This is a genomic window from Acinetobacter sp. Tol 5 (genome assembly GCF_019702905.1).
GTDB lineage: Bacteria > Pseudomonadota > Gammaproteobacteria > Pseudomonadales > Moraxellaceae > Acinetobacter > Acinetobacter bereziniae.
Genome location: NZ_AP024708.1, coordinates 1,664,476 through 1,690,810, shown reverse-complemented (window position 1 = coordinate 1,690,810; position 26,335 = coordinate 1,664,476). Strand labels below are relative to the sequence as shown.

The following is a 26,335-nucleotide window of genomic DNA, read 5'->3' as shown; positions in this document are numbered from 1 at the left end:
TTGTTCTCACAAATACCAACAATATAATTTATTTTAAGTCTGCTTAGAATTGAGAATTGAGAATTGAGAATTGAGAATTGAGAAGAATGAAATCTAAATCTATAACTCGCAGTTTTGTTTTTTTATTGTTAGTGCTGTTGTATTCGTTACAGCAAATGAGTTGGGCAAAGGAAATACCCATTTACACTGGTTCACCCTATTATATTGATTCAAAACGGATACTCTATTTTAATATCCCCCAACCATCTGAAGGTATCATTGCTGCTCAACTTGATCTTGATCAAATTTTTCCAAATATAGATATAGAGTTTCTTGAGCAAAAAAACTACCTGTTTAAAAACAACCAAATTCAAATTATCAGTTATCAAGGACCACCCATCCATATTGACTTTACTATCGACACCGAAAATAAAAAAGTTCAAAAATCAACATACCATCTTGTTTATAAAGGACAAGAACGTAGATTGCGCAAAGCAATCAACATTCAATCTCAACCGATTTCATTCGAAATACTAAATCAGTTTGAACAAAATTTTAATGTCAAATCTCAAGATTGGCTGGGTAAAAATTTGTCAGCAGAACCTTATATGCTGAATACATTAATGTTTTATGCGGCGATCAATCGTTTCGATGATATGAATGAATTTATGCAAAATCTAATTAAAAATCTCACTCAAAGTCAGGACGTCAATGATTATAAAAAAGCCAAAGCTTTATATCTTCAATATTTAATCAAAAATACTGAGTTTAATGATATTGATTTAATTATGGCGACCATCGAACATCATGATCTGGATTTTTTAAATAATATGAGACTTAGACAGCTCAACCAAATCGTGATAGATGAAATCGAACCCTACACATATTATTTCACGATGTGTTCACCACTGGGTAAAGCAATACGCCTCAATCAATTTCAAACTGTTGCCCTTTTACTCAACAAAGGCGCTTCAATAGAAAAAGTCTGTATTTCAAAATTTAATGAGCAACAATCAGCATTAGAAGTTGCAAAGAAATATAAAAATAAACGTGTACTAAAATTAATCGAATCATATCTCAATAAACCATAAACTTCTTGGCACTATTAAATTTCACACCATCCTGTGAATGCAATTCAGTTCAAATTTAATCACTTTCAGACTATAATTAGCATCAAATATCGCCGTCCATTGTTTTTTGCAATTATGAGTAAGTCTGATTCTACATTTTCCAAGTCTCAACTGGATTTATTAAAGCAGTTCAAAAAACAAATCACTCATCCACACACTTCAAAAGTTGCAGCACAACCTGAAACCAAACATGTGCTTTCATCCCATGAAGATGACGTTAACGATGCCGATTTGTTTAAAACTGCTTTAACAGGTGTGACTAAACTGGATAACAGCAATATTGCTAAAATTGAGCGTAATGATGTCAGAAAAAAGCCAGATGCAAAAACGCTCGCAAAACGTGCTGCCGCTGAAGGTGCATTTGAAGCTGATGATGCTGAATTATCAGATACTCAAGCAATGCTCAACCCTGTTGCCAGTCAAGCTGCATTAAGTTATCGCATTGCAACACTGCAACATAAGGTTTTTGAAGATTTAAAGGCTGGAAATCTTCGTTGGTTTGAGGCCGTTGATTTACACGGTTGTACTGTTGAAGAAGCGCGTTCCGCAGTTTTACAAATCATTCAAATGGCAAAAGATGAAAATCAAAATGTCATTAAAATTGTGCATGGCAAAGGTCCTGAAGCAATTCTTAAAACTTATGTTAATGGGTGGCTTCGTCAGCACCGCGATGTTCTGGCATTTGTGAGTGCTCCTGAAAAACAAGGCGGTACTGGTGCTGTTTTAGTGCTACTTAAACGTGCTGAAAAAAATCCAAAGTTTAATCGTAATTCATAATCCTTTATTTGATTCAATCCCAAAATCTCCCACAGTGGCGGTTTATCTTGTAATTGAAAAAATTTATCGATTTTTCTGCTACAATGCCGTCCTTGTTCAAACCGTATAAGTGAACACGTTTTATGTCTATGCAGCAATCCTACGCAAATATTTTAACTGCCGTTGGCGAGGACTTAGACCGTCCTGGTCTGAAAGATACGCCTATGCGTGCGGCTAAAGCTTTTTCGTACTTGACGTCTGGTTATAGCAAAACGCTTGAAGAAGTGACCAATAATGCGGTCTTCCCTTCTGATAATGACGAAATGGTCTTGGTTAAAAATATTGAATTCTATTCTTTATGTGAACACCATTTACTTCCATTTCATGGTCGTGTACATATTGCCTATCTTCCGTCTGGTAATGTACTCGGTTTATCCAAATTTGCACGAATTACTGAAATGTTTGCACGTCGCTTGCAGATTCAAGAACAACTGACCAAACAAATCGCGGATGCTGTTGCTGAAGTGACTCAAGCACGTGGTGTTGCTGTGGTGATTGATTCAGCACATATGTGTATGATGATGCGCGGTGTAAGTAAACAAGAGTCAACCACACGTACAGTTTCATTTGTCGGTGACTTTAAAACTGATAAAGAAGCGCGTCGCGAGTTTCTTTCTGCTGTTCCAGAGGCACATTAAAACGTTTATTTGATTGCTTCAAATATAATTCTTAAAGCCTCAATCTACTGAGGCTTTATTTTACTTAGGATTTTATCATGTCTTCAATTTGGCTTGCTGGTTATGGATTAACACAAAGTGAAACGAGTGTAGACCATCCTCGTGCAGACCGTTTGGTACAGGGAAATCCAAAACGCCTTACAGAAAGCTTATATGAACATCCCAATATGAACTGTGGTATTTGGCGATGTGAAGTTGGTGCTTGGCATATTCAATTTGCAGACAATAAACAAGAATTTTTCCAAATGATTGAAGGCGTTGTTCGTCTACATGATCAACTAACCCAAACATTTATAGAAATCCAAGCCGGCGAAGCAGGTATTATTCCTCCCGGATTTAAAGGAACATTTGAAGTTGTAGAAGCCGTAAAAAAATATTTTGTAGTGGTTGAAGTTTAATTACAGCAATCTAAAAAATATGTTTTGTTTAACAGGGTTCCTTCGCTGCAAACAAAGCAGTGCTTTGTTTTTGCTCATATACCCCAGCTCAACATGGCAACATCCGTGTCGACTCACGATAGAAAGACCATCGATGATTCAAAAGTACCAAATAAATGGATCACCAAATCTTCTTAAAATTTTTATACAAACCATAAAGTCTATTGGATAAGAATGATTGAAATCAAATCACTTGTCTAAATAGGCAAAAGGTTTGACTCTATTTTCAGTTCAGATGTATGCTTTAGAAAAACAAAATTGAGTTCTTTTTATAAATGAAAAATTTATTAATTTTTATCACAATATTAAGCGCCTCTACAGCATTTGCTGACAACTTAAATAGTCAACAACTCAAGGATGTTCAGCTTGTAATTGCGTTGTTTAAACAAAAAAATATCTCAGCGATTTCAAATCATATTGTTTATCCCTTAGCACGTGAAGAACCACTTCCAAGTATCCAAAACCCCACTGAAATGAAACAACGCTTTAACCAAGTGTTTGACGCTAAACTGATTCAAAATATCGCCAATTCCAAGCCATCACAGTGGCAAAGTGTGGGTTGGCGTGGTGTCATGCTGGATAGCGGTACAGTTTGGTTAGAAGGTCATCAGATTAAAGCCGTCAACTATAGTAGTGATGCAGAACAAAAATTAAAGGCACAACTTATATCCCAACAAAAACAGAAACTATATCCGTCACTGAGAAATTTCAGCAAACCAGATTTACAGTTCAAAACAACCAAATTTCAAATACGTATCGATGAAATGCCAAATGGTCAATATCGTTATGCTGCATGGGGAGTGAACCAATCACAAACTGAAAAACCTGATTTAATTTTAAATCAGGGTAAAGTTGTAATGGATGGTTCAGGGGGAGATCATCACTATATTTTTAACAGTGGTGGTTATCAATATATAATTTATCGAAATCTGTTGGGTACAAGTGAAACGCCTGACGTGCAACTAGAAGTCACTTTAAAAGCCAAAACAGTACTTAGTCAAAATGGCTATTTATTTTAATAATTTTCAGTTGTACCTAGCTAGTCAGGATTCTGTAAGATGATCCCAAAATACAGGTTTGGGTGGTGGTGAGCTCACATTCACTTTAGCCTGTAAATGGTTGGCTAAAATAGATGTCCATAATTGTATATAACGGTTAAAAAATTCATCAGCTTGCTGAATATTTTGACTTAGATGTCGATCTTCCGCCATTCCCCTTAAAAACCATAGTGTAATAATCATTAAATCACCAACATGATCTTGCTCAGTAATCGGTTCAAGATAGTGTGCTGCAGCACTATGCACAGTATGGTACGAAGCCATCCATAGTTTCTGTAATTTCTCAGCAAGTTCGGGTTCTTGACGACTCGCCACCAATAATTCTAATAATGCTGTGATCTCAGGTGTTTTGAGTAAATTTGCGCCTGCTGAAACAAGATCATGTAAACGATCATCCGATTGTTGCATATTCTTAATCAGTTTCCCTAAGGCAATGTATATACGACGTACCAATTGCTCTGCTGTTGACTCCATCAGTGCAGCTTTGGATGGGAAATGATGAACTGGCGAACCTCTTGAGACTTGTGCAATTTGGATAATTTTACTAATTGTAGTTTTCGCATAGCCTTCTTGAATCAAACTTTGTAATGTCGCTTCGATCAAACGTGCTCGCATTGCTTCACTACGTTCATTTTGACTGCGTCGAATAGCATTTGAATGAGATATATTCATCAATATTCTGCAACCTTATTTTATGAGTAATTTGAGCCGAATAAGACCTGATTTGTTGTTATTGATAGATGTCGGCAATTCATAGCTGGGTGCAATGTCATGTGCCTTACTCTATATTTATAAATCAATATTTACAACACAGTCCAATATTTCGATAAAGCACAATGGATTGAGCAACTCATCAAAGTTTGCTGATCTCATCAAACGCATTGTGCTTGATCTAGGTCTGCTGATATTTCATAAATGGCTTGGCTGTAGGTTAAAATTGAGCATAAAACCTATACATCGTAAGCATTAAACCTAGAAAATAGTGCGACTATTTTCTAGGTTTCATCGCGTAGGATCGGTTAAAAATACACCTAGTCGCAAACATAGACAAATGGTCAACAGACTGTGATATTCCTTATTGCTTTTTTTCTGACAATTGATAAATCAATTGTTCCATTTGTTGCATATACTCGCGGTTATCGTGATCCCAAGGGTGGAAATTAGGACGAAAATAATCAATATAATTTCCCAATTGTTTTCTCAGTGCACCTATATCACCAAAAGTATAACGATAGGCTTTTTTCCAACTTGAAATATCGCTGAGCTTTCCTTCTCCTTTGACGATATTAAGAAACACAGGAATCACCAATCCCCAGAATACAATGGTTGCGATTACCAAACCAAAGCTACGGATTGTATATGCATAAGGACCCTGTCCCATTGCGGTGTTCCATACATCAAAAGCCACTGCTTTATGTTCTGTTTCTTCATAGGCATGCCAGCGCCAAATATTGGCATAATGTTGTTCTGCACCATCAAATAATTCAGGTGTACGCAACACTGAATCGGCCAATAACGCCGTAAAATGTTCTAACGCTATCGTCCCACTCAACCAAAAATAAGCGGGTAAATGCTGTTTTATCAGCCCAAAAATATCCAGTACGAGCGCTTCGAATTTTGGCGCAATGGGTGATCGAGCAAATAAAGCATTGTTGTACTCTTCATGTTCTCGACCATGCATTGCCTCTTGTCCAATAAATGCGGTGACTGCTTTTTGCAATTCAGGATCCTGAACTAAATCACGGTGTGCTCGAACAGCATCAATAAAGAAACGCTCTCCAATAGGCAATACAATGGAAAATGTATTTAATAATGCCGTAAAAATTGGACCTGCCGGTGTGTGCCAATCTGCAATTCGCTCTGCGGGCAAGTTAAATCTTACATCACGGCGAATCGGTAATGGTTCATGATATACCGCAGATTTAATAAATTTCGTTAATATTCCCATGGTTCATCCTGCCTCTGGCTGATTATCATTTTTTTAATTTAGCTGGTGCTGTATTTAGAATTTTACCCAATTGAATGTAATTCCATAGGTCATTTCGACTCATTTATATGTCATTGCATCCCTTTTATGGCTTTTATTAGAAAAAATTAATCTCGCCGATACATGGTAATGACACATGCTCCGCCTAATCCCAAATTATGCTGTAATGCAATACGGGCATGATTGACCTGACGCTGATCTGCTGTTCCTCTCAATTGCCAAACCAATTCGGTACATTGAGCCAAACCTGTTGCCCCAAGTGGATGTCCCTTTGACAGCAGTCCACCAGAAGGATTGGTGACAAATTTTCCTCCATAGGTATTCTCCGCATCCCAAATGAATTTTTCAGCCTCACCTTCGGGGCATAGACCGAGAGCTTCATAGGTCAATAATTCGTTCGCAGTAAAACAATCATGCAATTCAATGACATCAATATCATCCACACCGATACCTGCAGCCTCATATACCTGTTGAGCGGCTTGTTTCGTCATGTCATATCCCACCATTTTGATCATGCTCTTTTCGTCAAAACTTGATGCATAATCCGTGGTCATTGATTGTGCTGCTATATAGACTGGATTAGAAATCTGATGTTTTTTTGCGAACTCATCTGAGCAAAGAATAGCGGCACCTGCACCACAAGTCGGTGGGCAACATTGAAAACGTGTGAGCGGATCAAACACCTCTTCTGAAGCCATGATTTCCTCTAAGGAAAGTGTTTGACCAAATAAAGCATAAGGATTATGGCTGGCATGGCGGCGTGCTTTTTCAGCAATTTTTCCAAAGGTTTCTTTTTTTGTACCATACTTCCAACGATACTCTCGTCCTGCTCCACCAAACATTTGTGCCGCTGGTGGTGATGAATTAAACCCTTGAACATCCAACATGACTTGTGCATGTTGCCCCATAGGTGGTTCACGATCATTGAACTTTGCACCTAAGGCACCTTTTTCCATTTTTTCAAAACCCAAAACCAACACACACTCAGCCAGCCCTCCCGCTATAGCTTGTCTTGCCAGGTACAAAGCACTTGAACCTGTTGAACAGTTATTATTGACATTTAAAATTGGAATTCCTGTTAAACCCAATGTATAAGCAGCCCGTTGCCCACATGTCGAATCACCATAAACATAACCTGCAAAAACTTGCTCAATCTCTTGATAGCCAATTCCTGCATCTTTTAAAGCTTTCTCTCCTGCTTCTTTTGCCATGACATAATATTCTTCACTCGCTCCCGGTTTGGTAAACTTGGTCATACCCACACCAATCACATTAACGCGTCTTAGCATTCCTTAATCCTCATTGTTTTTTAAATTCAATCAACAATTGTCCTGTGCTGATTGCCATTATTTGGATATTTCTAGTTGTATCTATTCAACGCTTATTTATTTTTAACTTCATATACGATCTGCTGTAGCCGCAAAACTGTCTGTCAGGATTTGCAAAAATGCAGGATGCTGAATATATCGAATAGCACCCTCTATCATCAGCTCACCATGCTGATATAAATCACGTAAATCTCGTTGCTTTGAAACCAGTGCATAAAAATGCTGATCCGTTAATGTTAAAATCACATCAGCATTGGAATCATCACCTTGTTGCACAGTGCCATTGGCAAAGTCTATCTTCCAAGATTGCTGTGGTTCAATAATATGAAACTGATAAACATAAGGTACTTCAGCATGTATTTGAAAACAGGTTTGCAACTTACTCAAAAATTCAGATGCTTTGGCTTGCTGTTTAGTTGTCGTCTGCTGATGAGAAGAAATCGAAGCTTGTATTGGCGCTTGACCTGCTGCTACCCGTTGATCTCTTGCCTGAGCAATCAGTTTTTTATCCATATCCTGTAATATGACCAGTTTATTGGATGCCATCACATTTCCTGAAATTTTGAGCTGTCCGCTAAAAAATAACTTTTGCACATCAGCAAGCGAGCCATTAAATATAGTCTCTACATGTTGCTCATCCATTTCTAAGGTCACATCAGGGACAGCAATCTCCCCAGCACCTGCACCGCCCAAGTCATGTTTTAGGTCGATAAACCATGACGATTCAGGATGTTTAATCTTGAACTGAAATGTTGTATTCGTGCGTTCGACCATGTTTGGATGCATGTGGATATATTCGTTTACAGCTGTAAAAACATCTGCAAGCGTAATCTCACGATGCATAGCAGTTAAAGTATCTGAATCAGAAGCGGTTGATAAATGCTCTTTTGCCGTAGCCATACGCTGCTTTTTAGCCGCTTCAAAACTTGAAGGATCAATTTTCTGTAATATCATGAGCTTATTCGATGCCATGACATTGCCAGAAATTTTTAATTGCCCCCCAAAAAAAAGTTTCTGTACATCAGCTAAAGTGCTTGTCACCACTGTTTGTAAATGCACTTCGTCCATTTCCAAGATGACATCTGGATGGGCAGTTTCACTTTGTATACATGAAGCAGGCGTATTTTTTAAATCCAACGTCCATATTGAATCTGGATTTTTGAGTTTGAATAAAAATTGGGTTTTAGTTTTATCCACCCACTCAGGATGTTGTGCGATTTGTTCTGCAATGACGTTAAATACATCTTCAGCGATTAATCGTGTTGGCTCAGATGAACTTTCTTGAGGGGGATCCGCTATTTTCTCTGAAGACTGTGCCATATCTGGAGCATGAACTTTGGCTTGTGGAATTTCGCTATACAATTCAACCGCTGCATTTTTGATGACGATCTCGTTTCGCTCTTTGACCCATGTTTCAAAAATAATTTTAGTGTCAGAAATTTTCCACATCTTGGTCAATAGTGTATCTCCAGGATAAACACTTTTCGCAAAACGTACTTTAATACTTTTAAAATAGCGACCATCATTGTTGCTAAATGCTTTTATCACATGTCTTCCACTGAAACCAAAAGTACACAAACCATGCAAAATTGGACGATCAAAGCCAAAAGCTTTGGCAAAAGCTGGATCTGCATGCAATGGATTCCAGTCTCCTGACAAACGATACAATAGAGTCTGGTTGATATCCGTTTTTTCTTCTATGACAGCATCTGGTTCACGATCAGGGGCAATATTGGTCTCTAAGGAGTCACCGCGATCACCTCCCCATCCCCCAGCGCCGCGGACAAATGCTGTCATTTCGTTATAAATTAATTCTTCACCACTTTCATCTTTAGAAGAAATCGCAAAAGTAATCACTGCATTCGGATTTTTATCATAAGCAGTTTTTAACTTAAAGGTATGTGTTAATTTTGCATGCGGTGGCAGTGGTCGTTTGATCTCAGTATATTGTTCACCATGTAAGACCCGATCAAAACCATAATTCATGCCTGGCAAGGTAATACCCTGTTTAGCCATATTCAGCATGGCATTCATTTGAGGCATCACACCATAAGTCGGGAAAGCTTGAAATTCACTCCCCAACTCATAGACATAGGCAAGTTCTGAATGATCCAAAGGATTTTGAGCTGCCCCAATCCCGAGTGCATACAAAGATAAATCACGTTCATCATAACTTGACTCAATTTCGAGTTGGGCTTTAGATGCGACATCTAAGTCAATAAATTCATTCCCCCCTAAGTTAGGATGTTGAATACCTTCAAGAATTGGGGTAAATGATTCTGTGGTTGAACTTGGGTGAGTGGATGTCGTGAAATCAGTAATTTTGTCCCACTGTCGGGCAACATCATCAACGCTCAATACATGCTGATTTGGAAAGAAATAACCTTCACTGCGTTCCCAGCGTAGTTTTGCCATAAAACCTGCACCCACCTCAAATAAACCCTTCGTTTCTTTACAGTTTTCATGAGCGAGCCAAGCAACCAAAGGACTCACAGCTTCTGGTTGAAGTAAGGCAAGCAAATCTGCTGGCATCACAGTTTCTGTCAAACGGGATGCTGCCAAAGGCGCAATTGTATTAACTAAAATATTTTTATTGCGTCCCTCTTCCGCCAAGCAATTTGCTAAACCCAGTATCCCCAGTTTGGCAGCACAATAATTTGCCTGACCAAAATTACCATAAATACCTGCGGCAGATGTGGTCATGATGATTCGTCCATAACCTTTTTCACGCATAATTGACCATGCAGCATGAGATACACTTTTTGATCCATTTAAATGTACCTGCATGATTAAATCCCAATCCTGTTCGGTCATTTTGGTAAAACTGACATCCCTTAAAATACCAGCATTATTAATCACAATATCCACTGTTCCAAAATGCGTTAAAGCTGTTTGCACAATCGCTTCACCATTTTCAACAGAATCATAATTTGCGACCGCCTCGCCACCGATTGCCCGGATTTCCTCGACCACTTTGTCTGCTGCAGTTGAGGATTGACCAGAACCATGTGCACCACCACCAAGATCATTGACAACCACTTTGCAACCTCGGGCAGCAAGTGTAAGCGCATGTTGGCGTCCTAAGCCGCCACCTGCCCCTGTAACAATGGCAACACGACCATCAAAGCGTAATTCTGACATTTCGATTCCTTGACTGATATCTTGTTATTTTGAACTTTGAACAATGACTGTAGTTGTAATGCTAAATCGTACGTGAAATCAGTTCTTTCATGATTTCATTGGTACCACCATAAATTCGATTTGGTCGAATATCTAAATAGGCACGGGCAATAGGATATTCCAGCATATAACCATACCCACCATGAAGTTGCAGACACTCGTCTACCACTTTGCAAGCAAGATCGGAAACCCAGTATTTAGCGGTACAGGCAGCCTCTATAGACAATTCATTTTTTAAGACCAATTGCATACATTGATCAATATAGGTCCGTGCAATCTGTATCTCTGCGCGCATTTCGGCTAATTTAAACCGTGTATTTTGAAATACGGAAATCGGTTTGCCAAAAGCTTTGCGCTGCTTGGTGTATTCAACAGTACTTGCCAAGGCAAACTCTGCGCCTGCAGCACAAATGATTCCGATCATCATCCGCTCCCAAGCCAATTCTTTCATTAACATGATAAAACCCAAACCTTCCATACCGAGAAGATTCGATTTCGGAACACGAACTTGATCAAAAAAGAGTTCACAAGTATCTTGTCCATGCAAACCAATTTTCTTCAGTGGTTTACCTTTAGTAAAACCAGTACGACTTGCTTCGATAATCAGCAATGAAACATTTTGTGCTTCACTTTCCCCTTTGCCCGTTTTGACTGCGACAATAGCGATATCGCATAGGTAGCCATTGGTAATAAAAATCTTAGATCCATTGACGATATAATCGTCTCCATCTTCTATTGCAGTGGTCCGAATCGCTTGTAAGTCTGAACCTGTTCCTGGTTCTGTCATTGCAATCGCTCCAATGACCTCACCCGTTGCCATAAGTGGCAACCATTGTTGCTTCTGCTGTTCATTTCCAAAATTATTAAGGTAATTCGCAACAATATCCGAGTGCAAAGCAAAACCCGAAGCTGAGTCACCTACTCTGGCTTGTTCTTCCATTAAAATCATTGAATATAATCGATCAACACCCGACCCTCCATATTGTTCTGGCATCGTGCAACACAACAAACCTAATTCTCCAGCTCTCTGCCATAAATGACGGTCAAGATGTTGCTGTGCTTCCCACTGTTCCCGATAAGGTGCAATTTCTGTTTCAAAGAAACGACGGGCTGTTTGACGAAATTGTTCATGTTCCGAATCAAACAACGTACGTGGAATCATGGCAGTCATCGGTTGGGGTATATTTAAAGCAGACATTTCAACTCCTTGTATTTATTTTTCTTAACAATTAGCAGTGAGTAGCTCATTTGATATTTACAATACGGACGTACAACTTGTTTTATTGTTTTATACTGCGCTCAGAGATTGTTCAATTGTATAAAATTTCACCAAAGTATTGCACAGTGACGTTTTATGCCAAGATGCCCCCTAAGGCTTTGCCAGAGAAGAAAAAAAGCAATACCCAATAAGATTCAGGTATTGCTTGGTACTTAAAATTGTAATGAAAAAGTAATATTGACAATTAAAATAACAATTTGGGAGGCTGTTGATTATTTTGCAAAGGCACCACATGATCATCTTTTAAATCAACGCCTGAAAGTTGTAATTTAAATGAATTTCGCATGAGTGCCATTAAACGCTGAGTTGCAATTTGAATGCTTAATCCCGCAGGTCGTACATTGGAAATGCAGTTTCGACCTGAGTCCAAACAGCCTTTCCGAGCTTTCCAAGTATAATAAATCCCCATACTATCAGGTGAACTTAAACCCGGACGTTCGCCAATCAACATAATTAGCATTGGGGCATTGAACGTTTGAGCTACTTCATCTCCTAAGGCAACTCGACTTCCTGTCGCGATCACAATCGGGGCAAGTGTCCATCCTTCAGCAACAATATGCTCCCGTAACGAGTTGATATAGGCAATTGCATTCTCCTCAATGGCACGTGCGGAAAGTCCATCACCTGCGACAATACATACATCATATTGTTGCGGATGGTCAGCCACATAATTGGTTAATTGCATTTGCGATTGTTCAGATAACTGACGTCCATAATCTGGGCGTTTTAAATAAATTTCTTTGTTTGTTGCCTTACTTTCGACCACGAGGCTTTGAAAGTTTAAATCCGTCAGCTTGTGCTGCATATCTTCAATATTCAATTGATGAAAAACAGCATCTTTGGCTTGAGCATGTGACAGCTGAAATTTAAGTAATTCTTGAGTCGGAATACTACAGCCGACTCGCCCCATTGCAATTCGTGCATCGGTATATTGTTTGAGTTTGTGCCACGGGTCTTCATACAGACCATTAGAGAACGTTTCAAATTTGGAGAGCTTCATGCTTGATGCTCCTTTTACGATAATAATTTAGCAAAATTTTTAGGCATACTATTCGGCCATTGAATCTGGCGTTGTTCTTGATGAAAAATGCCCTGATGATCCAACCAAGCTGAGAATTCAGGGGCAGGTTTTAAGCCCATTAACTGACGTAAATACAGCGCATCATGGAAAGAAGTGGTTTGATAGTTCAACATCACATCATCTGAACCTGGAATGCCCATAATAAAATTGATGCCTGCCGCACCAAACAAAGTTAACAGCACATCCATATCATTTTGATCTGCGTCGGCATGGTTGGTATAACAAATATCACATCCCATAGGCACACCGAGTAACTTGCCACAGAAATGATCCTCTAAACCGGCTCGAATAATTTGTTTGCCGTCATACAAATATTCAGGACCAATAAAACCCACTACAGTATTAACCAATAAAGGATTATATTTACGTGCGACAGCGTAAGCCCGTGCTTCAATGGTTTGTTGGTCTACGCCATGATGAGCATTACTGGATAAGGCACTGCCTTGTCCTGTTTCAAAATACATGACATTTTGACCAATTGTTCCCCTGTTCAGTGCCAAAGTCGCTTCATAGCCCTCTTGGAGCAAGTCGAGCGTTACTCCAAAACCATCATTTGCTAATTGTGTTCCTGCTATTGATTGAAACATCAGATCAATGGGAATATTTCGTTCTGCAAGCTGAATGCCTGAACTGATATGAGTCAATACACAAGATTGGGTTGGAATTTCATACTCTTGAATAATGTGATCAAGCAGTTTGAGCAACTCAGATAGATTATGTAAGTTATCTGTGGCAGGATTAATGCCAATGACCGCATCACCATTCCCATACATTAAACCATCCAATAAACTTGCAGAAATTCCCAATACATCATCGGTCGGGTGATTGGGTTGTAAGCGTGTAGATAAATGCCCTTTCAAGCCAATCGTATTACGAAACTGTGTGACCACTTCGCATTTACTGGACACCAGAATCAGATCTTGATTGCGCATGATTTTACTGACAGCAGCCACCATCTCAGGTGTAAGCCCCTTAGCTAAATTTGCCAGTGTCTCAGCCGTTGCTTCTTCACTTAACAACCAATTTCTAAAGTCACCTACAGTAAAATGTGAAATTGGTGCGAACAAATCTGCGCGATGCTCATCCATAATGAGGCGCGTAATGTCATCTTTGTCATAATCAATGACAGCCTCATTTAAAAAGGTTTTTAACGGGACTTCGGCAAGCGCCATTTGTGCCGCTACTCGTTCTGTAGCATTGCTAGCAGCGACGCCTGCCAATTCATCTCCAGAACGCAGCGGTGTCGCCTTTGCCATTAAAGTTTTTAAGTCTTGGAAAATAAATTGTTGCTGTGCAACATTGTGCCGATAAGCCATAGTTATAATTCCTGCTCTGCTGCCTTAATACTGGCAAACTCTTCTTCGGGTGTCCCTGAAATCAAATGATGGCGGCTATATACTAGAAAATACAGAATAAACACCACATAAATACCCAAAGCAATAAACCAAACTTTAGGATCAACAAGAAATCCTGCAACCACAGCAACAACCGACAAAATCAAAGCAATGCTTGAGGTTACAATCCCTCCTGGAGTTCGATATGGGCGATATACATCAGGTTGAGAAATGCGCAACTTAATATGTGCCATCATCATCAATACATATGAGATCGTTGCTCCAAATACTGCGATTAAAATCAGCAGATCACCCTGTTTGGTTAGTGATAATAAAAAACCGATAATGCCCGGTATAATTACGGCTAAATAAGGCGATTTGTTTTTATTGGTCAAAGACAACGAAGTCGGTAAATAACCTGCCCGAGAAAGTGCAAAAATTTGTCGTGAATAGGCATAGATAATGGAAAAAAAGCTTGCGATTAGACCAGCCAAACCGACAAAGTTAACAAAATTGGCTAACCAACCATGCCCATAAACTTTAACAAGTGCATCCACCAACGGCGCACCTGAGTCTTTCAATACACTTGCACCTGCTGCGCCAGCACTAAGAATTAAGATCAGAATAGCAAATGCAGCTAAAATCAACATGGCTCCAATCAAACCACGAGGTAAAGATTGTGCAGGATTTTTTGCTTCTTCCGCAGCCAAAGGAACACCCTCAACTGCAAGAAAAAACCAAATCGCATAAGGAACTGCTGCCCAAATGCCTAAATAGCCTTGAGGTAAAAAGCTGCTTGCACCTACTTTTGATGAATCAACTGCGATATCAAATAAATTCGCACTATTAAAATGGGGAACCATAGCCACTAAAAACACCACAACTGCAACGACGGCGATCGCAGTAATCACAAACATGATTTTAAGCGCTTCACCTGCACCTTTTAAATGAAGCCCCATAAAGACCAAATAACACATCAAATAGATGATCCACCCTCCAATACCAAATAGGGACTCACAATATGCACCAATAAATGTCGCAATTGCTGCTGGCGCAATCGCATATTCAATCAAGATCGCAGTTCCAGTCAGATAACCCCCAAATGGACCAAAAGCCATCCGAGCAAAACTATAACCTCCCCCTGCTGTGGGCATCATGGTCGACATTTCAGACATGGAAAGGCAGATGCATAAATACATAATGGCAGCAAGAACAACCGCGACAAACATCCCGCCCCAACCGCCTTGTGCAATCCCGAAATTCCAACCCGCAAAATCTCCTGAAATCACATAGGCAACACCCAAACCAACCAATAACAGCCAGCCGACTGCGCCTTTTTTAAGTTCTCTTTGTGCAAAATAATCTTTGGAATCACCCGCCCTACCGACAGATAATGGTTCATTGTGATCGCTCATCATCGTTCCTTTTTTAATTGCCTTTTCTTGTATAAGCAAAAAAAGTGCCTTTCCTTGGGTCACATCAATTTTTATTCATTTGTTTTAATCAGTGTTCTGTTTCTTCCGTTAAAACAGATTCAATTTCAATCTAACAAACAAAGGTAGGAAAAAAGTTGAAGAACATTTTAAAAATAGAACTTGGACAAAACGATCATCAAGCAAAAATTAAAAGGAGTAAAAATACATAGTTGCTATTTATTTAATAAAATTAATATAGTATTTAGATTTTATACACAAATAAAGTGCAATGTGACCAAGACCATGGATGAAAAAACTGATGCTTTGAATCAAAATCTAAAACAAACACAGAAGGATTCACTTGCAAATCAAAAGCTAAGATTTGCGTTAATTGCCTGTAAAAATGACTTACTCAATACCGCATCCTTGGCTTTAATTACGATACAAATTTGGGATATGTATAAAGGTTTGTTTTGGTGTACATCCCATCCGAGTCAATTGCCTTCACAACAACACATAGAGTATCCCTTTGAATCACAGAATGAATATGTTTACAAAGCTCCTATTCTCGACATAAAAACTCACTATATTTATGGCGAGGTGATTTTATTTAACCGTTTTAAACAAGAAAATATTTTTGGACAATTGGCTGCAACGCAATGTGCAGAGATGATTGTACAAAAAATAAATCAAGAACCAATACAGTGTTTGTCCATCCAAGCTTATTCAAACCAATATGAAATAAAAATCAATCACCAGCCTGTACTTCTAACACCACGCCAATTTGAAATCATCTGTATTTTAATTCTCAATCCGATGGGCTTAAGCTTAGAACAATTACACCTTTATCTATATGAGGATGAAAATATCAGCCTCAACACACTAAAATCTGAAATTTCATATTTAAAAAATAAAGTTGGCGAATTGATCTGCGCCCGAACTTATCAAATTCAGGCTGAAGTTTTTGCGGATTTTAAACTACTCGAAGAAGCACTTGACGCAGGTTATCTCGATACAATCCGAGAGCTTGATCAAGGTGATTATTTTACAAAATGCAAAAGCCCTTTTTTACGCAAGTGGCAACAAATTCTTCGAATACGAATCCAAAACCTACTTGGATAATTTTTTCGATGATTGTAACTGCCTAAAAATAGTGAATAAAACCCAAACCGACTTTCTGCCAATCTATTTGATTTTGTTGTTGATATTCCCATTTTAGGTGCACACTATTTTGTGAATCTATTGCGTATTGAAACAAGCTATTCACCCGTAAATTCCACTGACTTGTATCTTGCCAATATGGCAATTCCACTTGAACTACACTATTCAGCCGATCCGACCAAATATTTTGACAACCTACAGTTGGACCTAATCCTAGCCGCCATCCCTTATCCAATGACTTTCCTGCTTGCAACTGAGTTTGCAACTCGGCATAACACAAATGTTTCCGATCATCATCTGCAATGGTATAACCAGACTGCGCTTTTGCACTCATGACACCATGTTGTTGTTGGTCCGTAAACTGCCCATTTTGAATTGCTTCTTGTTGCCAACCCAAAGTAAAGCCCCAGGTTATTGGTGTTTTAAAAGGGGTGATCGGGTTATACGAGTTCACTGTGAGTAGATCAAGATGTTCGAGCTTTAAACGGTCATTTCGCCACTGCGCCGCACCATCTAAGAACTGTAATTGCGTCCCTATTCGGAAACCACCTTGTGGATCAGTTAAGTCATGATAAGCCTGTCGATGACCAAGCTCAGCATACTTATCTCCTTGAACCTCACCTACAGCAACTGACCATTTACGTGCATCATGCCCTTTGACGGGGTTGATCTTAGGTTCAGCGGGCGCTTGACGTTGCTTTGCAATTGAAATCTGACTACGCAACCCGAGCAATTGTCTAAAACGTGGCTGTGTATAGCCTGCATCGACTTGTCGCGCTACAAACTGTAAGTATAAATCGTCATACGCCATTTCTAAAATTTTAGCTCGATCTGCTTCATTATAGGCAGCAATCGCTTGTGGCATCTGTTGCGGTTCTAATGATGCAACTTCATGTGCTATCTTAGCTAGCCGATGACCATGCTGTTTGGCTTGCGAATTTAATTGTGTTTCTAATGCAGGACGATACACCGTTTCTTGAATTAACCCTTGTTGATCAATTGCCTTAATGGTTTCAATCGGTATGGCAGCATAAGTAAATTTTTTTCGTAAATTTGAATCGGAGCGAACAAGATCAAGTAAACCAAGCAATCGATAAGCGCAATTGTCACTGACAAAATAATAAGGAAAATTAACTTTTTGCATTTCCCAAATATGTTTGACTAAAAATGCTGTTTCTTCTGGATTTAGACTCAGTTCATATTCCCAAAGGTCCCTACTTTCAAAATCACCATATTCTTTTACTTTTCGATAATACGGCATTAATGAATATTCACCTGGATATTTTCCAACCAGACCTTTCCACGCATATGACCAGTTGTCTTCACTATTGACGGTGGCAGCATAGTTAATTGCATAGGATACCAAATTCAATTGCTTCTGATCTTTTGGATCAAGCCGAAGTAAGGTATGTCCAAACATTGAACTTGGATTTCCCATAAAATCCGTCGCATAGATCAAAGTGGCTTTATAAGGTTTAATTTGTCCAAACCATTGATCAAATTCCGGACAAGAAATAACAGGTAACTGTTGTTCAGTAATATTTAACTGCTGCATCAACCACTGGCTTCGGGCAGGAAATTTACAGCGAATGGATTGATTCGGTTCAGCCTTTTGGAACAATGCTTTGATATCGGCATCTAACTCATGTTGAATATTGGTTCGCCCATCTGGAGCATAGAAATAACCTGAATAGCTGACTTCACTTTGATTGCGCTTTTTTTGATTTGATCCATGTTCAGCAGTGCCATCAGCATAAAGTAAACGTTTCCATGTTACCTGTGCAGCCAATTGTTTTTGTTGAGCTAGTTGCAAATAGTTCGCTAAGGTCTGTTGTTCTAATGTTGGTGTTTCTGCATGGGAATAAATGGTCAGTAATGTGCTGAATACGCTAAAACTAAGTGATATGTATTTCATTCAATCATCAATTTATCATGGTTATAAAATGCGGTAATTATAAGTTGGGATCAACTCACGACTTTCCCTGTTTCATGTAGCTTATCTTGTTTCATTTTCAATCGTATATTGAGCAATAATTTTGAATAAAAAAACCCTGCACCAAAGCAGGGTTTTTTCTGGCTTAAACGTAAGCTTTTAAAACAGCATCATTTGCCATCACTTGTTGAAGTGATGCCAATACTTGTAGAGAATTTTGATTTTCTACTGAATAGATATTGGCAAAGTTAGATTTAGCCACAGCATAGAAATGTGCCTTATCAGCATCTTTAACATTTAACAAAGATGCAAGTACAGTTAAGCTTTCACCTTGTCCGACAGCCATATCACGTGCCAGTGATTCAGAGTTTTCATTCGTAAAAGTAACCACTTGCGCAGTCACTTTACCATTACCATTACAACCTAAAGTACCAAAAGTAATACCGAGTAATTGGTTAGTAAACAGCCCATTTGTGGTAGCTGCTAAAATTTTAGGCACTTTACCAGATTGACCAGCCCAAACTTGAGAACCCACACCACAACCGACGTCTGGATCAGCCATAGCAACACTAGAACCCGCAGCCAATACAGTAGCTAAAGCGATTTTTTTTAACATATAAGTCTCCAGAATTTTCATATGTATTATTTTTAATACAACATATGTGAATTGTTGTTTTGCAAACTATGCAACGGATGTTACACCCACGTAGATTTATCACATAAATTCAGATAAGCAAATCAAAATTTAATCACTTAAAAATTAATTATTGTATTTTTTAAGTGACCAATCACCATTTTCCATTCGATTTCCCAAAATCTTAAGCACCAAGACCAAGCTTAAAAGCAATAACAGATACCAAGAACCGAGTTTCCCCCAACCCACCATATGCCATGCATCGACCTGACTCGGATACAGCCATATTTTATTGAAAGTGCTGATATTCTCAGCAATCCAAATGATAAATGCCAAAACAATCAGTACAGGCAACATTGGAAGCTGAAACTCATGTTGTTGTAATCTGAAAGATATTTTAGTTTTCCAGAAAATTACTACACTCCAGATAAAAAGCACATTGCGAAAATCTGGAATAAAAAATTTACTCATAAAGTTGATATAAGACAACACAGCTAAACTCAGCATATTGCCAAAACGAGGTAAATTTAAAAATGAGACTTGGTATAAGCGCAATGATCGTGCAAAGAAACTTCCGACTGCTGAATACATAAACCCTGCAAACAAAGGCACAGTTAAAATTTTAAATACAGCAGGTTGAGGGTATTGCCAAGAAGCAATTTGCGGATGAGTCAAGAAAATTTCCATGCCCATTGCCATGATATGGAACAAAGCAATGACTTTAGCTTCTGCCCATGATTCTAATTTTAGATAAAGCAAACAGGCTTGAATAATGAGTGCATAAAATAATAGATAGTCATAACGGAAAAAACCGTAAAACTCTTGGCTTCCCATTTTAGCCGTGATGATAAATGCGATCAGCAATAAAATACCAAATAAGGCAGCTGAAGCTGCCTTAGATAGAAATTCAAACAATGATTTAAAGTAGTTCATCATATGATTAATAAAAAACACTTAGCCTAAATATTTCGCACTATAATCATGTACAGTATCAATAAATATTTTTGGATGATCAGGATCCACCCACTGGGTTATGCCATGACCTAAATTGGCGACATAACCTGTTTTTTCACCATTCGCATAGGCATCATCCAACATTGCCTGAGTTGCTTTTGCAATCGTCGTGGCTGAACCATAGAGCGTTGCAGGATCTAAATTACCCTGTAATGCTGCTCGTCCATTCACTGTTTGACGTGCAACATTTAAAGGTGTTGTCCAATCTAAACCAAACGCATCTGCATCTGTCGCGATCATTGGTTCCAACCATTGACCACCACCTTTAGTAAATAAAATTACAGGCACTTTACGCCCTTCATTTTCACGTTTTAATCCAGCAACGATTTTTTGCATATACTTCAGTGAAAATTCTAGATATTCACGATGTGCTAATGTACCACCCCAACTATCAAAAATTTGAACAGCTTGAGCACCTGCCTCAATTTGGGCATTTAAATAATCAATTACGGCATCAGCGAGACGGTCTAATAATGCATGTAAGACTTCGGGTTGCGCATACATCATTTGCTTGGTGAATCGAAAGTCTTTGCTTGAACCACCTTCAACCATATAGGTAGCCAATGTCCAAGGGCTGCCTGAAAAACCAATTAAAGGCACTTGACCCGCCAATGCAGAACGAATAGTTGAAACTGCATTCATGACATAGGCAAGATCAGACTTGGCATTAAATTTGGGTAAATTTGCGACATCTTGTTCGGTACGCACAGTTTTATGAAATTTAGGTCCTTCACCTGTTTCGAAATAAAGCCCTAAACCTAAAGCATCAGGTACTGTCAAAATATCTGAAAATAAAATGGCAGCATCCAATTCATAGCGGCGTAATGGTTGCAACGTCACTTCACAAGCAAATTCAGTATTTTTACAAAGAGAAAGAAAATCACCCGCTTTAGCACGTGTTTCACGATACTCTGGTAAATAGCGTCCTGCTTGACGCATCATCCAAACTGGTGTGGTATCTACAGGTTCACGCAATAAGGCACGTAGAAAACGATCATTTTTTAAGGTCGTCATTTACTTTCCCAATCAAATATTAATTTCGCACCATCATAACAAAAAGGTCCCACTGATATTCATTTCTTGAAAATTTTTCTCAATAAAGTTTTGAGCTTATTGATTTGAGCAGCAATTTTGTATACGAAAACAAAACAAAACTCATCTGGGACAAAAATGTCTATAGAAAAAAATGATTAACACAAAACAAATACTGCAACACCTTATAAATTCTGTAATACTTAAGCAGATTTTTAGTCATAAATTATGAATAATTCTTAAGGTTGATCTACATGTTCGTTCGCTCAATTCTTGCTTTGAGTTTAAGCTGTGTGTTAACAGGTACAGCATTTGCTGCATCTACAGCTGAGCAACCGCTAACGCCTAAAAAAGTTGCTGCTCCTGTTGAAGATCCTATCGATCCACTTGCCATTGACAGTTCTGCTTCAAGTGTAGAAGCACAGATCAGTCCGCAAGAGCAACAAGATTTGGACAAAGCAGCAAACACGCTACAGAATTTAGAAAAAACTGAGGATAAAACTTCAGATACAGCAATTTCGCCATCTGCACCACAAACTACGCCAGCGAAAACACCTACAAATCCAAATGCAGCTAAAGCATCTTGGACTTTAGACGGAATAAACAACGCTCAATGGTATGAAAATATTGGCAGAGGACAATTCCCTGTTTATGCACGTGCGCATGTCATGTTAAATAATGCTCACGCTTCTCCTGGTGCTATTGATGGTTCAAGTGGTATGAACACCTTGAAAGCCATTGCTTCATTCCAACAAATGAATGGTATTAAACCGACAGGTGAATTAACCAAAGAAACTTGGGATGCACTTGTGACTCAACAAGGCAACAAACCAGCTTTTGTTGAATACGCTATCACTGCGGAGGACTTAAAAGGTCCATATGCAAAATCAATCCCACATGATTATGCATTACAAGCAAAAATGCCGGGTTTGTACTACACACGTGTTACAGAAATGTTGGGCGAAAAGTTCCATATGGATGAAGATTTCTTAAAGAAACTTAATCCCAAAGCGAACTTCAACAAAGTTGGCGAAAAAATCATTGTTACCAATATCCGTAACGAATTACCTGAGAACATTCATTTGATCGTTGCGCATAAAGGCGCCAAACAGTTGTATTTGTTTAATGCGCAAAACCAAATGGTTGGCTCGTTCCCTGCAACCATTGGTAGTTCAGATACTCCGTCACCAACAGGTACTTATAAAGTAACTGGTGTAGCACGTAATCCGTGGTACAGCTACTCACCGAGCAACTTTGTACAAGGTAAAAACTTGAAACCACTGTCATTACCACCTGGTCCTAATGCACCTGTAGGTAATATCTGGATTGGTTTAAGCAAAAAATCATTTGGTATTCATGGTACACCAAACCCATCTGCGATTTCTAAGACTGCATCGCATGGTTGTATCCGCTTAACCAACTGGGATGCAAATGATCTCGGTAAAAAAGTGAAATCAGGTGTTACCGTTAAGTTCCTTGAATAATCAAAGACTTTAACCGTATAGAACCAGTGCTAATGCACTGGTTTTTTTATTTAAAGCACCTGTTAAACAGCGTTGCAAAAACAAAACAATGTGTTGTAATTTCATTATTTCATCTCAATTATTTAAATACTAATATGAACTCATGTTAAAAAATAAAGAATTGGAGATTTGAGATGAATACTTTTTTACATCACAGCGAAAATCGTGGTCATGTCAAAATGGGTTGGTTGGACACCAAACACAGCTTCTCATTTGGTAGCTGGTATGACCCAAAATACATGGGTGTAGGATCTTTACGTGTAATCAATGACGATACGATTGCCGCACACAATGGCTTTGGTACTCATCCTCACGACAATATGGAAATCTTGACCTGTGTATTGAAAGGCACAATTTCACATAAAGACAGTATGGGAAATGAACGTCATATCAATGCAGGTGAATGGCAATTGATGAGTGCAGGTACTGGTGTACAACACAGCGAAATTAACCAAGGTGATGAAGCTGTTCATATGCTTCAAATCTGGGTGATTCCAAATGTTCGTGATGCTGAACCGAATTATCAACAAATCGAACGTGATCCTAAAAAATCACCGAATGAATGGCAATTGATTGTTGGTCCAAATGATGATGCTCCTATGCACATTCGTCAAAATGCTGAAATCAAAGCAGCGTATTTGGAAAAAGATCGCAGCTTAGACGTTAAAGCGACTCAAAAATTTAACTATGTGCATGTGATCGAAGGTGAGATTGATATTGCCGGTCAAGTACTGAAAGCAGGCGATGCTTACTTATTTGATGAAGATTCAACACTCACTGCACATGAAAACAGCCAATTTATTTGGTTTGATTTAAACAGTTAATCCTGCTGAAATAAAAACCTCCATATGCAATATATGGAGGTTTTTTTATACTATTTCAAAACTGCCTATTCAGCTCAAGATAGGGCGAGTACTCCCCCACTCAACGACAATAATCCTTTTTCTGATCTTTGATCAATGATAATGCAGCATTCCAAGCTGCACAGATAATCGGTTCAGCAGCTTCACTTTCAAATTGCTTCACAGTATATTCTGAAACCTCTCTACTCGGATAATGTAACTTTGAACTGCTCATGGCTTTAATCTGAATCTGACAGGCACGTTCAAGAAAATAAATTTCATGAAATGCTCGAGCTATGCTATTCCCTGTTGCCAATAAACCATGATTGCGTAAGATCATACAACGATGCTCACCAAGGTCTTTAACTAAACGCTCACGTTCTTCGGTTGAAAAAGCAATCCCTTCATACTCATGATAGGCAATATTGTTATAAAACTTCAGTGCATGTTGAGACAAAGGCAATAACCCTTTTTCTTGTGCAGAAACGGCAATACCATCTGCTGTATGGGTATGAATCACACAGTTAATCTGATCATTGGCATGGTGTAAGGCAGAATGAATCACAAATCCAGCAACATTGACCATCTTACCTTGATCACCTTTCGCCACGATATTGCCTTGATGGTCAATTTTGACCAAATCAGAAGCAGTCATTTGATCAAAAGTCACGCCATAACGATTAATCAGAAAATGATCAGATTCATCGGGAACGCGTAAACTGATATGTGTATCAATCAAATCTGTCATTTTAAAATATGCAATTAAACGATACAGTGCTGCCAACTGGCAACGTGCTTCCCATTCTGATTTTTGCATATACTTTGGTCGTTTCATCCTAAAATCCTTTTTAGTATCGATTGATCGTTATTCATTTTTAACCAGTGTTCCACCACGATACAAGTTTTAATTCGTGAATGACGCGCCCATGCATAATATTGCTTATTTTAAACGTAAAAAATCCAAACCAATATTGACCTATTGATTTGGATTTAAAATTATCAATTATCATATTTTATTGTTATTTATTTTTCTTTTTCACTTATTGTTATTCAGCCATATTCTTATTATTATTTTTTTCAAAAAAAAATAAAAAACGATTATTGTTTTATCTTATTCTTATTCATGTCTTATTGTTTTTATAAAACTTAACTAGACACTAAGTTGGTAGAGTAATTTTTTACCTTTAAAAGTTAAATCCTTAATAAAAACAATGTTTTTATTATCTAAATATGAAATAGCATCATCAATTTCAATATAATTTTCTTCAATCAACCATGTAATATCAAGTTCATTTAAATCAACCATTCCTACCAAAGAAATGGCTCGATTTTTATTATGTTGATTTTGAATATTCTTTAAAACGTCGCGTACTTTAATTAAATCATTCATATTTTAAATCTCATCGTGCTTACAGGTTCTATTATATAAATTGGGAAAACTATTACTAGATACAAAAATGCCCTGTGCGACAAAAATTGTCGCACAGGGCATTCAATATAGAGATCAACATTTTTGAGATATTTCTATTGCTAGAATAGCAATAAGATAAATTAAATATTATTTAAATTTCAAATATTTAAAACCAAGTCATTAAAACCGTAATTTGTAGCCTGTGTCTTGCTCCAAACGTTGTATTGCTGCTGAAAAGTCCATGGATGCTGCATCTGTTGTTTTAATCAGATCATAGCAAGCATGGGTTGTTTGCAATACTTGAAGTTCGAGCTGGCTATGACGCATTAAATCTATAGCGATCCCCATATCTTTTTGAAGCAGGTTTAAAGCAAAGCTTCGATCAAATGCACCATTCAAGATTCTCTGTGCAACGATGGTTTCAGACATACCACTTCGCCCACTGGAATGATTGATACAGTTAAGCGCCGCTGCTAAATCCACTTGTTGGGCTTTTAAAATACTTAGCCCTTCGGCGGCTGCCCAAAGATTCACAGCCATTAAACTATTGTTAACAGCTTTTACTGCAAAACCAGAACCACTTTCGCCCACATATTCAATGAGATCAGCAAAGGCTTGAATAAATGGCTTTGCACGTAGACAGGCATCATAATGACCTGCCAACATCACGGTCAGAGTGCCATTTTCTGCTCCGATGGTTTGTCCTGAAACAGGTGCATCCAAATAATCAATATTTAACTTTTTTAGCTTTTCTGCCAATTGACACGCTGAACTGGGAACCCCACTGGTACAATCCACCCAAATACTTCCAGCTTTTAAACTGACCCTTGCAATCAAGTTTTCAATATCTGCACTGGTGGGTAAACAAGAAAAAATAATGTCTGCCTGTACTGCTTCTTGTAAATTTACAGCAATTGTTCCAAAGCTTTGCGCATGTTGTTGGGCTTTTTCAAAATTTCGATTCCAGACTTTTACTGTTTTACATACCTTTGGCAGATGGGAAGCCATATGCCATCCCATTGCCCCAAGCCCGATGAATGCGACATGGGGCAACTCACTGTCTTTTGTATTATTGCTCATCACA

The 26,335-nt window shown here is 38.4% G+C and carries 23 protein-coding genes; 8 read left to right on the top strand and 15 right to left on the bottom strand.

Annotated features, from left to right (window positions below; translation table 11 throughout):
- The first annotated feature begins 86 nt into the window (after positions 1-86).
- From TOL5_RS07755 to TOL5_RS07735, 5 genes are all read left to right on the top strand, one after another.
- Entirely contained in the window at positions 87-1,070 is a 984-nt protein-coding gene (locus TOL5_RS07755; RefSeq protein WP_042085855.1) for a hypothetical protein, read from the top strand.
- A 114-nt stretch (positions 1,071-1,184) separates the two neighbouring features.
- Positions 1,185-1,886: a Smr/MutS family protein gene (locus tag TOL5_RS07750; RefSeq protein WP_005032424.1), complete on the top strand. Its 702-nt coding sequence runs from the start codon at positions 1,185-1,187 to the stop codon at positions 1,884-1,886.
- A 128-nt stretch (positions 1,887-2,014) separates the two neighbouring features.
- Positions 2,015-2,563, top strand: coding sequence for a GTP cyclohydrolase I FolE (gene folE / locus TOL5_RS07745; protein ID WP_171064926.1), 549 nt, complete (start codon positions 2,015-2,017; stop codon positions 2,561-2,563).
- A 77-nt stretch (positions 2,564-2,640) separates the two neighbouring features.
- On the top strand, positions 2,641-3,000 hold the full coding sequence (locus TOL5_RS07740) for a cupin domain-containing protein (protein WP_004828890.1): 360 nt from the start codon (positions 2,641-2,643) through the stop codon (positions 2,998-3,000).
- A 314-nt stretch (positions 3,001-3,314) separates the two neighbouring features.
- A complete protein-coding gene (locus tag TOL5_RS07735; RefSeq protein ID WP_121775283.1) occupies positions 3,315-4,058 on the top strand; it encodes a hypothetical protein in 744 nt (247 codons plus the stop codon).
- Between the two features lie 24 nt (positions 4,059-4,082).
- On the opposite strand, the gene TOL5_RS07730 is transcribed toward TOL5_RS07735, so the two are convergent.
- From TOL5_RS07730 to eat, 8 genes are all read right to left on the bottom strand, one after another.
- Complete coding sequence (locus TOL5_RS07730) at positions 4,083-4,769, bottom strand: TetR/AcrR family transcriptional regulator (protein ID WP_004828897.1); 687 nt, start codon at positions 4,767-4,769, stop codon at positions 4,083-4,085.
- Positions 4,770-5,172: 403 nt separating this feature from the next.
- Positions 5,173-6,045 carry a metal-dependent hydrolase gene (locus TOL5_RS07725; RefSeq protein ID WP_005032431.1) on the bottom strand — a complete coding sequence of 291 codons (873 nt, stop codon included), beginning with the start codon at positions 6,043-6,045 and terminating at the stop codon, positions 5,173-5,175.
- Between the two features lie 146 nt (positions 6,046-6,191).
- Entirely contained in the window at positions 6,192-7,373 is a 1,182-nt protein-coding gene (locus TOL5_RS07720; protein WP_004828901.1) for a lipid-transfer protein, read from the bottom strand.
- A 108-nt stretch (positions 7,374-7,481) separates the two neighbouring features.
- Entirely contained in the window at positions 7,482-10,553 is a 3,072-nt protein-coding gene (locus tag TOL5_RS07715; protein ID WP_221260691.1) for a peroxisomal multifunctional enzyme type 2, read from the bottom strand.
- A gap of 61 nt (positions 10,554-10,614) precedes the next feature.
- On the bottom strand, positions 10,615-11,790 hold the full coding sequence (locus tag TOL5_RS07710; protein WP_004828905.1) for an acyl-CoA dehydrogenase family protein: 1,176 nt from the start codon (positions 11,788-11,790) through the stop codon (positions 10,615-10,617).
- A gap of 265 nt (positions 11,791-12,055) precedes the next feature.
- A complete protein-coding gene (gene eutC / locus TOL5_RS07705) occupies positions 12,056-12,871 on the bottom strand; it encodes an ethanolamine ammonia-lyase subunit EutC (protein ID WP_121775285.1) in 816 nt (271 codons plus the stop codon).
- A gap of 14 nt (positions 12,872-12,885) precedes the next feature.
- A complete protein-coding gene (locus tag TOL5_RS07700; RefSeq protein ID WP_004828909.1) occupies positions 12,886-14,268 on the bottom strand; it encodes an ethanolamine ammonia-lyase subunit EutB in 1,383 nt (460 codons plus the stop codon).
- 2 nt (positions 14,269-14,270) lie between these two features.
- Complete coding sequence (eat, locus tag TOL5_RS07695) at positions 14,271-15,701, bottom strand: ethanolamine permease (protein ID WP_121775291.1); 1,431 nt, start codon at positions 15,699-15,701, stop codon at positions 14,271-14,273.
- A gap of 303 nt (positions 15,702-16,004) precedes the next feature.
- Here eat and TOL5_RS07690 point away from each other — a divergent pair, with 303 nt between their 5' ends.
- Complete coding sequence (locus TOL5_RS07690; protein WP_121775286.1) at positions 16,005-16,823, top strand: helix-turn-helix domain-containing protein; 819 nt, start codon at positions 16,005-16,007, stop codon at positions 16,821-16,823.
- A 22-nt stretch (positions 16,824-16,845) separates the two neighbouring features.
- Here TOL5_RS07690 and TOL5_RS07685 read toward each other — a convergent pair whose 3' ends face one another.
- The 4 genes from TOL5_RS07685 to hemE form a co-directional block, all read right to left on the bottom strand.
- The gene (locus tag TOL5_RS07685; protein ID WP_121775287.1) at positions 16,846-18,777 is read right to left on the bottom strand and encodes a DUF4105 domain-containing protein; all 1,932 of its coding nucleotides are present in this window, start codon (positions 18,775-18,777) and stop codon (positions 16,846-16,848) included.
- Between the two features lie 163 nt (positions 18,778-18,940).
- On the bottom strand, positions 18,941-19,411 hold the full coding sequence (locus TOL5_RS07680) for a DUF3015 family protein (protein WP_121775288.1): 471 nt from the start codon (positions 19,409-19,411) through the stop codon (positions 18,941-18,943).
- Between the two features lie 144 nt (positions 19,412-19,555).
- Positions 19,556-20,362 carry a DUF817 domain-containing protein gene (locus tag TOL5_RS07675; RefSeq protein WP_171428664.1) on the bottom strand — a complete coding sequence of 269 codons (807 nt, stop codon included), beginning with the start codon at positions 20,360-20,362 and terminating at the stop codon, positions 19,556-19,558.
- A 21-nt stretch (positions 20,363-20,383) separates the two neighbouring features.
- Complete coding sequence (hemE, locus tag TOL5_RS07670; protein WP_009587053.1) at positions 20,384-21,457, bottom strand: uroporphyrinogen decarboxylase; 1,074 nt, start codon at positions 21,455-21,457, stop codon at positions 20,384-20,386.
- A gap of 272 nt (positions 21,458-21,729) precedes the next feature.
- Here hemE and TOL5_RS07665 point away from each other — a divergent pair, with 272 nt between their 5' ends.
- Positions 21,730-22,959 carry a L,D-transpeptidase family protein gene (locus tag TOL5_RS07665; protein WP_004828919.1) on the top strand — a complete coding sequence of 410 codons (1,230 nt, stop codon included), beginning with the start codon at positions 21,730-21,732 and terminating at the stop codon, positions 22,957-22,959.
- A 173-nt stretch (positions 22,960-23,132) separates the two neighbouring features.
- On the top strand, positions 23,133-23,822 hold the full coding sequence (locus tag TOL5_RS07660) for a pirin family protein (protein ID WP_004828923.1): 690 nt from the start codon (positions 23,133-23,135) through the stop codon (positions 23,820-23,822).
- Between the two features lie 100 nt (positions 23,823-23,922).
- Here TOL5_RS07660 and TOL5_RS07655 read toward each other — a convergent pair whose 3' ends face one another.
- From TOL5_RS07655 to TOL5_RS07645, 3 genes are all read right to left on the bottom strand, one after another.
- Positions 23,923-24,675: a class II aldolase/adducin family protein gene (locus TOL5_RS07655; protein ID WP_058967458.1), complete on the bottom strand. Its 753-nt coding sequence runs from the start codon at positions 24,673-24,675 to the stop codon at positions 23,923-23,925.
- 315 nt (positions 24,676-24,990) lie between these two features.
- The gene (locus tag TOL5_RS07650; RefSeq protein WP_004828927.1) at positions 24,991-25,230 is read right to left on the bottom strand and encodes a hypothetical protein; all 240 of its coding nucleotides are present in this window, start codon (positions 25,228-25,230) and stop codon (positions 24,991-24,993) included.
- Between the two features lie 201 nt (positions 25,231-25,431).
- Positions 25,432-26,331 (bottom strand): NAD(P)-dependent oxidoreductase, encoded by a 900-nt coding sequence (locus TOL5_RS07645; RefSeq protein WP_082186468.1) that lies wholly within the window; start codon positions 26,329-26,331, stop codon positions 25,432-25,434.
- Between the last annotated feature and the right edge of the window lie 4 nt (positions 26,332-26,335).

Bases quoted from the DNA above. Each gene is read 5' to 3' on its own strand.
- TOL5_RS07660 (WP_004828923.1), top strand. From the start codon at position 23,133: ATGAATACTTTTTTACATCACAGCGAAAATCGTGGTCATGTCAAAATG.
- TOL5_RS07730 (WP_004828897.1), bottom strand. From the start codon at position 4,769: ATGAATATATCTCATTCAAATGCTATTCGACGCAGTCAAAATGAACGT.
- eutC (WP_121775285.1), bottom strand. From the start codon at position 12,871: ATGAAGCTCTCCAAATTTGAAACGTTCTCTAATGGTCTGTATGAAGAC.
- TOL5_RS07665 (WP_004828919.1), top strand. From the start codon at position 21,730: ATGTTCGTTCGCTCAATTCTTGCTTTGAGTTTAAGCTGTGTGTTAACA.
- TOL5_RS07735 (WP_121775283.1), top strand. From the start codon at position 3,315: ATGAAAAATTTATTAATTTTTATCACAATATTAAGCGCCTCTACAGCA.
- TOL5_RS07685 (WP_121775287.1), bottom strand. From the start codon at position 18,777: ATGAAATACATATCACTTAGTTTTAGCGTATTCAGCACATTACTGACC.
- TOL5_RS07755 (WP_042085855.1), top strand. From the start codon at position 87: ATGAAATCTAAATCTATAACTCGCAGTTTTGTTTTTTTATTGTTAGTG.
- TOL5_RS07680 (WP_121775288.1), bottom strand. From the start codon at position 19,411: ATGTTAAAAAAAATCGCTTTAGCTACTGTATTGGCTGCGGGTTCTAGT.
- eat (WP_121775291.1), bottom strand. From the start codon at position 15,701: ATGAGCGATCACAATGAACCATTATCTGTCGGTAGGGCGGGTGATTCC.
- TOL5_RS07645 (WP_082186468.1), bottom strand. From the start codon at position 26,331: ATGAGCAATAATACAAAAGACAGTGAGTTGCCCCATGTCGCATTCATC.
- TOL5_RS07650 (WP_004828927.1), bottom strand. From the start codon at position 25,230: ATGAATGATTTAATTAAAGTACGCGACGTTTTAAAGAATATTCAAAAT.
- TOL5_RS07655 (WP_058967458.1), bottom strand. From the start codon at position 24,675: ATGAAACGACCAAAGTATATGCAAAAATCAGAATGGGAAGCACGTTGC.
- hemE (WP_009587053.1), bottom strand. From the start codon at position 21,457: ATGACGACCTTAAAAAATGATCGTTTTCTACGTGCCTTATTGCGTGAA.
- TOL5_RS07700 (WP_004828909.1), bottom strand. From the start codon at position 14,268: ATGGCTTATCGGCACAATGTTGCACAGCAACAATTTATTTTCCAAGAC.
- TOL5_RS07720 (WP_004828901.1), bottom strand. From the start codon at position 7,373: ATGCTAAGACGCGTTAATGTGATTGGTGTGGGTATGACCAAGTTTACC.
- folE (WP_171064926.1), top strand. From the start codon at position 2,015: ATGCAGCAATCCTACGCAAATATTTTAACTGCCGTTGGCGAGGACTTA.
- TOL5_RS07740 (WP_004828890.1), top strand. From the start codon at position 2,641: ATGTCTTCAATTTGGCTTGCTGGTTATGGATTAACACAAAGTGAAACG.
- TOL5_RS07725 (WP_005032431.1), bottom strand. From the start codon at position 6,045: ATGGGAATATTAACGAAATTTATTAAATCTGCGGTATATCATGAACCA.
- TOL5_RS07750 (WP_005032424.1), top strand. From the start codon at position 1,185: ATGAGTAAGTCTGATTCTACATTTTCCAAGTCTCAACTGGATTTATTA.
- TOL5_RS07715 (WP_221260691.1), bottom strand. From the start codon at position 10,553: ATGTCAGAATTACGCTTTGATGGTCGTGTTGCCATTGTTACAGGGGCA.
- TOL5_RS07690 (WP_121775286.1), top strand. From the start codon at position 16,005: ATGGATGAAAAAACTGATGCTTTGAATCAAAATCTAAAACAAACACAG.
- TOL5_RS07710 (WP_004828905.1), bottom strand. From the start codon at position 11,790: ATGTCTGCTTTAAATATACCCCAACCGATGACTGCCATGATTCCACGT.
- TOL5_RS07675 (WP_171428664.1), bottom strand. From the start codon at position 20,362: ATGAACTACTTTAAATCATTGTTTGAATTTCTATCTAAGGCAGCTTCA.